At 73.8% G+C, this 13,016-nt stretch carries 9 protein-coding genes; all 9 read right to left on the bottom strand.

All coding sequences use genetic code 11. The features are described from left to right. Positions 1 to 320 precede the first annotated feature (320 nt). The 9 genes from OG764_RS06460 to OG764_RS06420 all read right to left on the bottom strand — a co-directional run bounded on the left by OG764_RS06460 (position 321) and on the right by OG764_RS06420 (position 12,981). The gene (locus tag OG764_RS06460) at positions 321 to 1,247 is read right to left on the bottom strand and encodes a serine hydrolase domain-containing protein (protein WP_328967425.1); all 927 of its coding nucleotides are present in this window, start codon (positions 1,245 to 1,247) and stop codon (positions 321 to 323) included. Between the two features lie 136 nt (positions 1,248 to 1,383). After that, on the bottom strand, positions 1,384 to 1,920 hold the full coding sequence (locus tag OG764_RS06455; RefSeq protein WP_328967424.1) for a hypothetical protein: 537 nt from the start codon (positions 1,918 to 1,920) through the stop codon (positions 1,384 to 1,386). A 25-nt stretch (positions 1,921 to 1,945) separates the two neighbouring features. Continuing rightward, positions 1,946 to 3,190, bottom strand: a complete 1,245-nt coding sequence (locus tag OG764_RS06450) for a hypothetical protein (protein WP_328967423.1) — start codon at positions 3,188 to 3,190, stop codon at positions 1,946 to 1,948. A 14-nt stretch (positions 3,191 to 3,204) separates the two neighbouring features. Further along, a complete protein-coding gene (locus OG764_RS06445) occupies positions 3,205 to 3,603 on the bottom strand; it encodes an SH3 domain-containing protein (RefSeq protein WP_328967422.1) in 399 nt (132 codons plus the stop codon). A gap of 92 nt (positions 3,604 to 3,695) precedes the next feature. Then, positions 3,696 to 5,264, bottom strand: coding sequence for a serine/threonine-protein kinase (locus OG764_RS06440; protein ID WP_328967421.1), 1,569 nt, complete (start codon positions 5,262 to 5,264; stop codon positions 3,696 to 3,698). After that, a complete protein-coding gene (locus OG764_RS06435) occupies positions 5,261 to 6,043 on the bottom strand; it encodes a serine/threonine protein kinase (protein WP_328967420.1) in 783 nt (260 codons plus the stop codon). Before OG764_RS06435 ends, OG764_RS06440 begins: the two co-directional genes overlap by 4 nt. Positions 6,044 to 6,260: 217 nt before the next feature. Then, on the bottom strand, positions 6,261 to 7,331 hold the full coding sequence (locus OG764_RS06430; RefSeq protein ID WP_328967419.1) for a trypsin-like serine peptidase: 1,071 nt from the start codon (positions 7,329 to 7,331) through the stop codon (positions 6,261 to 6,263). 1 nt (position 7,332) lies between these two features. Further along, entirely contained in the window at positions 7,333 to 8,493 is a 1,161-nt protein-coding gene (locus tag OG764_RS06425; protein WP_328967418.1) for a trypsin-like peptidase domain-containing protein, read from the bottom strand. Between the two features lie 6 nt (positions 8,494 to 8,499). Continuing rightward, positions 8,500 to 12,981: a hypothetical protein gene (locus OG764_RS06420; RefSeq protein WP_328967417.1), complete on the bottom strand. Its 4,482-nt coding sequence runs from the start codon at positions 12,979 to 12,981 to the stop codon at positions 8,500 to 8,502. Between the last annotated feature and the right edge of the window lie 35 nt (positions 12,982 to 13,016).

Raw genomic sequence — 13,016 nt, 5'->3', positions numbered from 1 at the left:
TTGCCCGTGCCCAGGCGGGCAACTTCCAGCCTCGCCGGCGTTTGAGGCGCGGGGTTTGGGGCGGAGCCCCAACGAACAACCCGGCTGACGCCGGGCACCGGGCTCCGCCCGGACCCGCGCCTCAAACGCCGGCGAGGCTGGAGGTTGCCGCCGAGGCAGGGCGTCGCCCCGAGGGCGCCGGCGAGGCTGGAAGTCGCCGCCGAGGCAGGGCGTTGCCCCTCGGGCGCCGGCGAGGCTGGAGGTGCGCCTCGGTCAGCCGGCGAGGCTGGGGGTGCGCCACAGCCGGCCGGCAGGGCCGGGGGTTGCCCGGAGGGAGCGGCTCAGTGGAACGCGGCCGTGCGGAAATCCTCGCGGACGCGGTCGGACGCCTCCCGGCCCCCGGGCCCCTCGCTCCGCCCGGTGAGGAGCACCGCCCAGCGCGCCTGGGTGGGGGAGATCCACACGCCGGAGCCGGCGGGGCCGTGGTGGACCCAGAGGTCCTGCCGGCGGTGGGTGCCCGCCGCGGGATGCCAGAACAGGCCGCGCGGCGGCGCGAGTTCACCCGTACGGATCCGCAGCGAGTCGCGTACCCACGCGGCGCCGAACGGCTCGGGGTCGGGTCCGAGCAGATGGCGCAGGAACCGCGCGAGATCGTTGATCACGGAGCAGACCCCGGGATCCGCTGCGCCCGCAGACGGCCGCCGCACGCGGGTGCGGGTCATGCCCAGTGGCTGCCAGATCCGCTCGGCCGCCAGCCGGGCCGGGGGTCGGCCGGACAGGTGCTCCACGAGATGGCCGAGGACGGCGGCGGCCCGGTCGCTGTACTCGACCGCCTCGCTCGGCGGCCGGTGCGGGACCGTACGCAGCAGCAGCGCCCGGCCCCCGGCATGCCCGCCGTCGGTGTCCCCGGCGCCTCCGCGGTCAAGGCCGTCGTGGGCCGGTCCGCGCAGGCCCGCCGTGTGGGTGAGCAGGTGGTGGGCCGTCACTCCGGCCAGCGGGTGCCCCGCCAGCTCCGTCAGGTAGCCGCCGAGGGGCGTGTGCAGCTGGAGCGCGCCTTCCCCGACGAGCGCGCCGACGGCCGGCCAGACGTCGAGGATCCGGCCGAGTCCGGCCAGTTCGAACTCGGTGTCCGGTCCGGTCCGCGGGCCCGCCGCGCCTTCGGCCAGGATGCCCGAGGCGTCACCGATGGCCCATACGGCCCCCGAATGGACCCGGTCGCGGACCGCGGCCCGCAGCAGGGTGTCGAGGGGGTCGGCGGTGAGCGTCATGGTCTCCCGATCGTGGTCCGTGCGCCTGCACCTGCGACCTGCGCCCGACGGTCCGCCCCTGCCGCCACGGTAGCCCGCCCGCCCCCGCGCGCCCGGCACCGCCACGGCCGCGCGGGGGCCGGGAAGAGAGGCGGCCTCAGGCGTTGCAGATGGGTACGCCCGGGATCGGCTCGTAGTCCCCGCCGTAGCTGAAGGCGGTGGCCGGCAGCCAGCCCCAGCCGCGGTCGCGGTAGGCCACATCGCCCTGGGTGTAGATCCAGTACCGGTTGTGCCCGCCGCCCAGCGCGGGATTCTCCCGGCCCACGCTCTGGCAGACCACCCAGTTGGTACCCGCGTACATCCGCCCGGTGACCACCAGGTGGGCGGGGGAGGTGTACGGGCCGTAGGTCATGTCGGCGGCCGTCCAGGTGGGGCAGTAGACGGTCGCGTAGGTCTGGGCCCAGGGATCGGTCACGGTCGGTCCGCCGCCGCTGCACGAGGACCGGACGGGGGCCGCGTACGAGGACGGCGCGGCGAGCGCGAGGGTGACGGTGGCCAGGGCCGCCGCCGCCAGGGCGCGGAGGGCGGGGCGCATCCGCGGGGCGGCCGCCACCACGGCCCGCAGTGGCCCGCCGGTGGCGGCGTGCCGGCCGGGACTGCGGCGGGAGCCCGATGCCTGCGGTGGAGGTTTCATGCGGTGATGTTCCTTTCGGCGCCGGTCAGGCGCAGGTGGGGACGCCCGGCATCCAGGCGGGTCCTTGGAGGTAGATGTTGGTGATCCAGCCGCCGTGGTCGGGGAGGTAGGACCATGCGTCGTTGGTGATGCCGTCCGCGGTGATGTTCTGGCCGTGCGCCTGGCATGCGACGCGCACCTGGGTCCCGCCCGCGATCGTGTTGACCACGCTGCTGGACGTGGTCGTGCCCTGGCGGACGTTGAGGGTGTCGCCCCAGGTGGTGAAGGTCGGCCAGCTGCCCGGCCGGGTGCCCGAACAGGTGGGGACGCCCGGCATCCAGGCGGGTCCTTGGAGGTAGATGTTGGTGATCCAGCCGCCGTGGTCGGGGAGGTAGGACCATGCGTCGTTGGTGATGCCGTCCGCGGTGATGTTCTGGCCGTGCGCCTGGCATGCGACGCGCACCCGGGTCCCGCCCGCGATCGTATTGACCACGGCGCTCGAAGTGGTCGCGTCTCGACGGACGTTGAGCGTGTCGCCCCAGGTCGTGAAGTACCCGTCACCGTCCTCGCCGCCTTCGGAACGCGTCACGGGGATGCGGAAGTCCGTGTCGCGGACCATTGACGCATGGACACCCGGCGGCAGTTGGGTGCCGGGCTCCTGGTAGTAGACGGTCGCGTCCCCGGGATCGTCCACGATCTTCCGGTAGCGGTAGGGCTCGAACCAGGACGGGTTCACCGACGCCTGGACGTGCTGGACGGGATGGGAGCCGAAGTCGTACGTCCAGTAGCGGGTGTGCTCCGCGTTGGCCCAGCGGTCGAACAGTCGGGTGTGCCGCTCGTCCGCGTTGCCGGAGAAGTGCAGGAGGTAGTCGCCCGGCTTCAGGTCCTGCCAGCCGATGGGCTGGGCCACGTCGGTGCGCGCCAACTCCTTCCCGCGCTCCCCGGCCAGCAGGCTCTGCGGCAGGTTGAGGGCCATCGACACGAAACCGGAGCAGTCCTGCCGGTAATAGGACGGGAAGCAACCCCCGCCGATCCTCGACCAGTTGGTACCGGTGCTGCCCACCCCCGTGAGGTAGCAGCGACTCTGGTCGTACGTGATGGAATTCCTCAGCTGGTACCAGGCGTGCGCCCGGGTGATCACCTCGCTGCGCGAAATCGCCCCGCCGACGACCGGCCCGGGCTCCGGTGCCGGGACCGCCGCCGCGGGCCGCGCCCCGGCGAGCAGCGTGGCGCAGCAGATCAGGACGAGCGCCGCCACGAGCCCGAAGGCCCGTGGCAGTCGCCCTGCCACGTGACCGGCCACGGCTACGGAAGGCCGTTCAGGAACTGCGTGGACACATAGGCCAGCCGGCCCTTGAAGCTGATCTGCACCCACCAGCCGTTGCCGCCCGGCCCCGCCACCCAGTCGGAGCAGTAGGGCGAGGATACGTACGAGCCGGGTGCCAGCGTGCCGATGACGCTGTGGTTGGTACCCGGTCCGCTGCGCACGTTCAGCGCGTCGATGTTCCAGGACACCTGGTAGGCGCAGTTGCCGGTCACGCCGGTCACGACGGCCGGAGCCGCCGCGACCGTGGCGGGGATGGCCGCCGGGGCGGCCGACGCGAGCGGGGCGGAGAGCAGGACGGCGGTCACGGCCGCCACCGCGGCCGCGATCAGCGGCAGACGTGGAGCGGAAGACCTGCGCACGTGCTGGGCGAGAGACATGGCACCTCGGTCGGGGCGAGTCGGTGTCCGGGCCGGCCGGTCCGGACACCGACATGTCTACCGACGCCGACAGGGCGCGCCCACCTATCAGTTCACAGGTACGCGGGGTCGTTCCGCCGCTCTAGCCTGGACCACGGGGTGGCCCGCTCGCACTCCCGCACACCGGGCGGGCCCACCACGTACAGCTCCGAGATGTACGCGTGTCCGCCGGGCGCGTTGCCCAACTCGACCTGGTACCACGAGCGGGAGGCCCCGCCGGCCCCGTCCTCGATCCGGGTGCCGTCGCGGACCGCACACACGCAGGTGAACTGCTGACCCGGATACGCCGCGAGGTTCAGGGAGTTGGCGGGGTCCTGCTCCTCGTGCGGATCGATGACGAAGTACACCGGGCAGTCGGACGGCTGCATGCTCCCGTCCTCGCAGCGCCGCGGCCCCACGTACACCAGCGAGGTGGGCGGCTCGGGGCCGACGGGTTGTGGTGCCGGGCCGGGAGCGACGCTGGCCGTGCAGGCCAGCAGCGAGGCCGTCGCGGTCACCACCGCCGCGATCCGGCCGGCACGCCGCCGGCGGCCGCGCGCCCTTGCCTTGGCCCCGGCCCTTGCCCCGGCCCTTGTGCCGCCCCCGTCCCCCGCTCCGGCCGCGGCGCCGGGGCCGATGGCCGCGGCGGCCGCCATGCGCGGCAGCAGGCTCCGGGCGGTGTGCGCGCGGCGGGCCACGGGATCGGCCGCCAGGCAGTCGGCGATCAGCTCCCGCCACGCCACGGGCAGCCCGGGCGCCAGCCGCAGCGGAGACCGCCCGGCCGCGTACTCGGCCACGGCCGCGGCCCGCGCCCCCGGGCTGCCGCCGGGGAACGGCAGCTCGCCGCCCGTCAGCAGCTGGTGAGCCGTGACCCCCAGGGCCCACACGTCGGCGCTGGGCCGGGTCAGCACGCCGCGCTCGCTCAGCTCCGCCGAACGCCGCTCCGGCGGCACGTAGTCCGGCGACCCCCAGGGCGGCGCGTAGCCGTGGGTGCCCTCCACCCGCGTGACCAGGCCGAAGTCCGCGAGGCGAGCCGAACCGTCCCGGTCCAGCAGGATGTTGGCCGGCTTCAGGTCACCGTGCACCCAACCCGCTTCGTGCAGGTGGGCCAGCGCGGCACACACCTCGGCCAGGACAGCGCCCAGGTCACGGTGCGGTGCCGGGGCCCGCCCGGCGAGCACGTCCTGGAGGCTGTGGCTCGCCCGCTCCATCACCAGCACGACGGAGCCGTCGGCGGCCGGGGTGGCGGGATCGTCCACGAGGAGCACGTCCAGCACCCGCACCAGGTGCGGATGGTCCGTCTGCCGGCTGAACTCCGCCTCGCGCCGGGCGGTTTCGGCCAGCTCCCGGGCCTGGCGCGGGGCGAGACCGGCCATGGACAGGAACTTCAGGGCCGCCTCCGCCGGCCCGCCCGCCCCGTCCGACCGGCACGCCGCGTGGACGGTCCCCCAACTCCCCTCGCCGATGCACCCGATGACCTCCCACCCGGCCACGCGATAGCCGACCGGGATACCGCCCCCGCCCGCGACCACCCTCGCCGCGGCCCGCGTACCGGCCGGCTCGGCCCGAGGGCGGCCCACTGCCGCGGCCCGCGTACCGGCCGGCTCGGTCCGCAGGCCCGGTGCCACCTCGCGCGGGCTCACCGCGCACCCGCCTCGTGGGCGCGCCGCTCGTACGTCCCGAGCGCGGGCAGCAGCGCCAGGTGGCCCTCGTGGACCAGACCGAACCGCAGGGCCAGTCCCACCAGCAGCTCGCGCCGCCATTCCAGCCGCCGGCCGGCCGCGTCCTCCGCCCGCTTGACCCGCAGCTTGTTGCGGGCCAGGTAGTCCAGGTGGAAGCCCACGGCCTGCTCGGTGAGCCGGGTGTGTGCCGGATGCCGCCGCAGCCGCTCCGCGACCTGCCGCGTGGTCGGGATCGAGGCGGTGGACTGGTCCCGCAGCCGCGGCTCGCACAGCGCGGTCAGCACCAGGAAGTACGTGGCGCTCTCGTCCAGGGAGAACGCCGCCACGGTGCCCGCCCCGGCCGGCGCCCCGCCCACGGCCGGCTCGGCGTACTGGTGACCGGGGGCGTACACCTGGAAGGAGACGGCCGTCGGTCCCCGGGCCGGCAGCACCACCCGCGCGAACTCGAACGGCACGGGCGCGCCGACGCGCCGCGGTGCCACCCGGAAGTACTCCCCGGCCCCCTCCGGGTTCTCGACCAGCAGGCTCTGGGCGCCGCTGAAGTTGCTCAGCCGCCAGAAGTCCTCGGTGGCCTCCACCTCCCCGGCCAGCCGGGGCACCGCCGGATTGTCCAGCCGCACGTCCACCGGCACCCCCGGCGCGCCCCGGCCGAAGCGGACCCGGTCGCCCGGCGCGAGTTCCACACTGAACGGGGGCGAGTCGCCCCCGCCGGCCACGTGCACGAGTAAGCCTGATGGCACAGCCGTCCTCCCCCTTCACCCTTCACGACGGGTGTGCGCGGCGCCGCCGGCCACACCCGCTCAACCGCCGCGCGGTGCCCGGCGGTTCCCGCACGATGCAAGGATGCGCCGGTCGGCGCCCGGCGCAACCGCCTTTAAGGCCTGCCTAAACCGTCGCGGCTTCCGTTCGGACGGGGACGGTACCGGCGGTACCGTACGGGCGCTGTCAGAGCGGGCCTCATTCGAAGTTGATGCCGGCGCGGCGGATCAGCGCGTCGTCCTGGAGCTGCCACAGCGGTACCGCGAAGTTCGCGGACCGGAAGCGGCCGCCGAAGTGCAGTCCGAGCACGCGGTGGTCGTCCAGGTCGAAGACGGGGGAGCCGCTGTTCCCGCCGAGGGTGGAGCAGTCGTGCTTGAGCGTGGTCTGGTCGGCGACGAAGTCGGTCGCCGTGCCCGGCTGCAGCCGCTTCACGTTGAAGACGTCCATGAAGATCCGGCGCATCGCCTCGGGCTCGTTGCGGCGGCCGTCGGCGGCCGGGTAGCCGATCACGTAGACGGGCCGGCCGATCAGGTCGTGCGGCGGTTCCGCGGCGACGGTGAGCGGCGTGGGCAGCGGTTCCCCGTTGGCGGCGGCCGGGGCGACCCGCAGCAGGGCCATGTCCACTTCGGAGTGGATGCCGAGCACCTCGGTGACCTCGTACTCCGGTGAACCGTCGACCGAGGTGATGCCGAACTCCTCGCCGGTGTCCACGCGAGCCGACATGCCCTGGCGGAAGGTCGCGCCGGCGCTGTCGCCCCGCGCGAACTCGGCCGCGACGTGCCGGTTGGTCATCACCACGTCCGTTCCGACGAGGAACGCCGTGCCCAGCCAGTCGAGTCGGGGATGCCCGGCGACCTCCACCCGGCCGACCCGGGCGAGCGAGTCCTTGATGCGGGGCCGGTGCGCGTCGAGGACCGCCCAGTCGCCCTGCTGCGAGACGAAGTCGCGGCCCTGGACCAGGATCGCGGGCCGGCCTTCGAGCAGCACGATCGCCTCGATCCCGAAGTACTCGTCCTCGTCGATCTCGTCGCCCTGCCCGGCGGCCAGCTTCTCCAGGCCGCTGGCCCCGGCCTCCAGCACCCGGGCCCGCTCCTCGCGGGCGAACCGGCCGATCTGGTCGGCGGCGGCCTCGTCCGGAGGCAGGTCCTCGACCCCCTCGACGATCTCCGCGTTCAGGTTCTCACGCACCCGCCCGGCGACCTCCAGCAGGTCCTTGAAGACGTCCTTGGGGTTGGTCGCCACGGGTGATCCGGTCCATCCGTTCGACATGTCACTTCACCTCCGGTTGATGCCCGTTGCCGAGTGCCGCCTGCGCCGCCGTGATCTCCGCGTACAGCTCGGGGCTGTGCTCGGCGAGGTGGCGCAGGATGCTGCTGATCTGGGTGCCGACATTGACGAAGGCGGTGCTCTTGCCCTGGAAACTGACGTCGGTGACGCGCTGGGCGGCGCGGTGCAGGGCGACCACCGTCCAGTCGTCGGTGAGCACGGGCGAGCCGGACGACCCGCCCTGCGTGTCGGTGAAGTAGCGCACGTCCCGCTCGTCGGCCTCGTACGCCAGGTTGTTGCGCAGCGCGACCCGCTTGGGCTGCCCCAGCGGGTGCTGGATGATGTTGACGGCCGTCGGGGTCTCCTTGGGCACGGTCAACGGCTCGGTCGACACCCGCAGTACGGGCCGTTCGCCGGGCGCGGTCAGCCGTACGATCGCGTAGTCGAGGTCCTTGTCCCACGCGGCGAGGGCCTTCGCGGTGGCCTCCTCGGTCACGGCGTCCTCGCCGGTGTAGTCGAACCGGCACAGGGAGTTGACCGCCTGGAGGGCCAGGTCCTCGGGGGTCGCCTGGGGGATCGCGTTCCCGGTGCGGCTCCTGGCGTTGATCACGTGGTGGTTGGTGACGAGCAGGTCCGGGGCGATCAGCCAGCCCGTGCCCGCGTGCGCGGGGCTGGGCGGCCGCACGGGCGCGCCGGCCTCGTACGGGGGGACCTTGATCCGGGCGACCGCCCTGCCCGCGGTCTCGCCGCCGGCCAGGAACCCGAAGGGCACCGTGTCGTCCAGGTGGACGATCTCCTCCTTGGTCTCACCCGAGGAGGCGGCGGGCGGCGGCACGTCCGGCTCACCGGACGCGGCCCGCCGGACCTTGTCCAAGGATTTCTCGAACACGTCGTGCGGACCCGGGAGTTGTGACATACCCAGGGCGTTGCCCAGCCAGATCGCCAGCGGCACGGTGCCGTCGATCAACCGCTCGACGCGGTTCATCTCGTTGAGGTCCGACTGAAGTTGCAGAAGGGGGCTGGGCAACAGGGCCAGAGTGGCCTGGTACTTGCGGTTGACGCTGTTGAAGAGCAGCTTGCGGGTGCCCGAGTCCGTGAAGCCCTCCTCCAGGGCGGCCTCCTGTACGGCTGCGAGCTCCTCGTTGGTCAGATAGGGGTCGCTCATGGCTGGTCAGGCCGCTCGTGGGCCGTTCCCTTCGACGGGGGCCGCCACCGGTGTCTCCGGAGCGGCGAGGACGGCTGTCGGGTGCAGGGCGCCCGTGCCCGCGGTCATGGCCGCCGCCACACCGGAGACGAGGGCGCCGCTGCGGTCGTTCACGTCGAGCAGTCGGCAGGCGAGCGAGTCGAGGGTGCCCAGCCGCCGGGCCTCGCGCAGGATTCCCGACATCCCGCCGGAGGTTCCGGCACGGGTCCGGGTGGTGCCCGTGCCGCCGGCCGGCTCAGGCTCAGGCTCCGGTCCGGATTCCGGTATCGGTTCCGGTTCAGCGGCCCGTGGCGGCACAGGCGTGCGTGCCGGCATCGGCGGGCGGGGCGGTGGCGGCGGGAGCGGCGACGGAGTCGCGGGCGCCGACCCGGGCGCCGACCCGGGCACCGACCCGGGCACCGACCCGGACGGTGGTCCGGTCGGCCGGCCGGCCGGGGGCCCGTACGGGGCCTCGGCCGACGGCGGGGAGGGGGTCTCGGCCGACGGCCGGGGCGCGCGCCCGTCCGGCGGCCCGCCGGAAGCCGGCGCGGCCGGCGCCTGCGGGGGCCGCACCGAACTCTCCACGATGTCCAGCAGCGCCTTCGCCAGTTGCGGCTGCTCGCGCACGGCCTTGCCGATCGCCGCCGCCAGGGCATCGAGCACCTGGTCGTCACCGCTCGGCAGCCCCACCACCTGGATGGTGTGCTCAAGGGCGTGCGGGTCCTGCCGGGAGACTTCGGCGGCGACCGCGCGGGCCAGCGCCGGCCGGCTGCTCAGGGCGTCGTCGGAAGTGTTCTCCAGCCGTTCCGCGAGCCTGGCCTCCACCGCCGGATCCCCGGCCGGTGAGGCTGCCGCCAGCCGGGAGCGGGCCAGCAGGGCCCCCATCGCCTCGAAGCCGCGTCCGAGGTGGGTCGCGATGTCCTCCGCCTCCGCCAGGCTGCGGTCCGCGGCCACGAGGTCGCCGTCCTCCTCCGCCAGCCGTCCCGCGAGCAGCAGCAGCTCCAGCTGGATGTCCGGGAAGCCCTCGCGCTCGGCCCGGTCGATGGCGGCCTCCGCCTCGGCCCTGGCCTGCGCGCGGAGCCCCTGCCGGGCCAGGGTCTCGACCAGCAGCGGGTGCAGCTCGCTGCCCGCGGTCCAGGGCCTGCGCTCCGACAGCCTGGACGCGGCCGCGTCCACGAACCCCTGCGCGAGCAGGTCCGTGACCTCGCGGGCCGCGATCTGCTCCCAGTCCTCCAGCCGGGCCTCGGCCATCACCTGGTCGGGGGTGTGCCCGCCCAGGCGGGCGGTGAGGAAGGCCGCGGCCCTGGCGTCCATGTCCGCGTCCGCGCCCGAGAGGTAGCGCTCCACGCCGGGTATCCACCGGTCTTCCACGGTCCGCGGGTTCTGGTTGAGGCGGAGCCGGTGGTAGATCTCCTCGGCGCGGGCCTCCGGCCCCTCGCGGGCCGCGTAGTACGCCACCGCGTTCTCCCCGACCGCCCGCATCACGTCGATGCGGTCCTTGTCGGCGAGCCCGAGGGTGACGGGCCGCAGGTCGGGCCGGTGCCGCAGGGCGCCCTGGCCGGCCGGCTCCACCATGTCGAGCCGGGCCAGCAGCCCGAACAGGCGGCGCGCCTCCGCGTCCGATTCCACCGTCAGCCCGGCCGGCCCCGCCAGCACCTCCTTGACGAGGTCCGGGGTGATGGTGCGCAGGCCCAGGCCCGCTCTGGCCAGCTCGCGGACCTGCGGGTCGGAGATGTGGTGGAGGATGCGGCCGTAGAGCACGCCCTGGATGCGCAGCCTGTCGACCGCCCGGTTCAGGCTCCGGACCTGTCCGGGCAGGATCGAGAGCAGCTCGCTCGGCGAGGTGCCGGTGCCGGCGCCCTCGGCGACGGCCGCCAGCGCGGCCAGCTTGAGGCTGAGCGGGTGCCCGCCGACCCGGGCGGCCAGCTGCCGGGCGGTCTCGGGGTCCTTGACGCCGTCGGCGATGAGGATCTCGACGGAGGCCTGGAGGTCGAGTTCGCCGAGTTCGATGGTGCGCAGCTCCGCCGCCCGGGCGGGGTGCGAGACCGGGGCGCGTCCCGAGACGATGAAGCGCAGCCGCGGGTACACCTCTTGCAGGGCGGACCAGATGGCCCACATCCGGCCGAGCATCAGCGAGCCCCGGTACTGGGCCTCCTCGAAGGAGTCGAGGGCGATCACCAGCGGCGGGCCGGGCAGTTCGGGCGACACCCCGACGGCCTCGGCCACGAGCGCCCCGATCCTCCGTACCAGGCCCTGGTCCCGTTCGATGGCCGCGGCGTGCAGGCCCGCGGAGGACTGGCGGCCGAGTGTGGCGCGGGTGGTGGAGAGCCGGTTCAGGTCGTCGACCTGGCTCTCGCCGGCCCGGTGGGCGGCGGCGGTCTCCTCGCACTCCTTCGCGAGGGCGTCGAAGGCCTGGCGGTGCGCCGGATACTGCATGCCGAACTGGCGGGCGATCTCGGCGATCATCGTCGACGGCTCGTGGACGGAGAGCGTGGGCCGTTCGAAGTCGATGTAGGCGAAGGGGAATCCGGGCCGGAAGTCGCGCAGGCTGTTCACGAGGAACTTGGCGAGCAGCGTGCTCTTGCCGATGCCGCCCATGCCGTGGATCAGCAGTGGCGGCGCCGGGCCGCTGGTGGCGGCCCGTACGAAGTCCTGCCGGGTGTGGAGGGCTCCGTCCGGCCCGGACTCCGCGGGCAGCCCGACGTACAGCCGGAGTTGGTCGAGTTCCGCGGTCCGGCCGCGGAACGCGCCCTGGACCAGGCGCTCCAGGGGCTCCAGCAGCCTCGCCCGCTCGCGCAGCTGCTGGATGCGCTCGACGTCGGGCAGCCCGGTGACGCCGGGGATCAGGGAGAGCCAGAGCACGGCCTGCATGGCGGTGGCGAGCTCCTCCCGGTTCCGGCCCTCCAGGACGAGCGGCCGGCCGGACAGGAGGTCCAGTGCGGTGCGTTCGACGCCGGCCCCCTCGGGCAGCCAGGGTTCCTGGAACTCCAGGATGCGGCGGGCGGCGTCCGGGCCGGCCAGGCCGCGCAGGGTCTGCTCGCGGATCTGCGGTTTGAGCGCCCACAGGGTGGCGGACTGGCCGGAGCCCAGGGTCATGCAGTCGTCGACGAGTGCGCTCGTCGCCAGGCCGTGGGAGCGCTCCTCGCCGGTCCGGCGCAGGTAGGTGGGGTCGAACCGGGTCAGCAGGCAGGCGGCTTCCCGGTAGGCGAGGCGCAGTTCCGACACCGATTCCCGTTCGGCCTCCGACGCCGCGGCGGGCAGCTCGGCGGCCAGCAGCGCGGCGAAGTCCTGGCCGTGGCCGAGCGCGTGGTAGATCCGCAGGGCGGCCTCGGTCGCGGCGCAGACCCGGAGCATGTACGTGTCGGGGGCGCCGCTGCCGGCGGCGGTGAGGACCGCCGAGGCGGCCTGCTCCACCAACGCGGCGATGCGGTCCGATGCGGGCGGGCCGGTGACGGCGTCGGGCCCGGGGTCGGGGGCGAGGGGGTCGGGTGTCTGTGCGAAGAACTGGCCGAAGAACGTGCGCAGATCATCGGGACCGGCGGGCCGCGCCACGTCACGGCACTCGTTCTTCCGTATCTCGTAGGGGAGTTGGCGCATGGTGGCCGAGTAGCCGAGGAGGACCAGCCGGGGGGCCACGTGGCCGGGGCCGCTGCTGTGCTCGAAGATCGCCAGGGCGAGTTTGCCGATGCAGTCCCAGACGTCCGAGGTGGCGTCGAGCTTGTCGCATTCGTCGAGGATGAACCAGTACGTGTCGCTCGCGTCGGTGGCCCGGCCGACGAGGTCGTGCACGTCCTCGTTGAGCGAGGGCAGTGCATCATTCAACCGTGCTGGATTCAACGACGCGTTGTCCGGATCCGGGGACGCGGGGCGCCGGTTCTGGTGCGGGTACGGCACGAAACTGTTGAGCACGCGCATCACCGAGGCGGCGGTCATCGTGTTGTCCAGCTTCACCCGGGCCGGGGTGAAGCGGGAATGCTGCGCGATGTGCCGTATCAGGTGAAAGGTGTACGAACGTCCGGTGCCCGGGTCGCCGTCGACCACGAACACCGTCTTCTCCGGGTCCTCGGTGAACTCCTTGAGCCGCCGCCGCAGGTCCGCGCGGTCGATGAACACGTCGGAACCGCTGCGCAGGACCGTGGTCAGGAACGGGTCCCCGCCGGCCAGGTGCAGGTGCTCGTTCTGGGCCAGGTCGGCGAGGAAGGCCTGGAGCTGGCCGCCCTCCGGCTGCCGTACGGTCAGCCGGTCCTGCCGGCTCAGGACTTCCAGCAGGAGCCGCTCGCCCGCGAAGCTCGCGCGCGAGCGGTACACCAGCTCCTTCGCGTTCTCCGCGGGCGTGTTCCGGTACGGGAAGTTCGCCGCGAACTCTTCACCGAAGTACTGCTTGATCGGCTCCCGGGGGAACTGGTTGTCGAGGAGGTAGTCCTGTGCCCACGTGGTGACCAGGTCCCATTGGGTCTCGGCGAGCGCCATGCCCCACCTGCCTGGGCGCCCCTGCGGGCGCCTAG

The sequence above is a fragment of the Streptomyces sp. NBC_00239 genome (assembly GCF_036194065.1).
Classification (GTDB): domain Bacteria; phylum Actinomycetota; class Actinomycetes; order Streptomycetales; family Streptomycetaceae; genus Streptomyces.
This window is presented reverse-complemented; position numbering and strand designations above follow the sequence as displayed.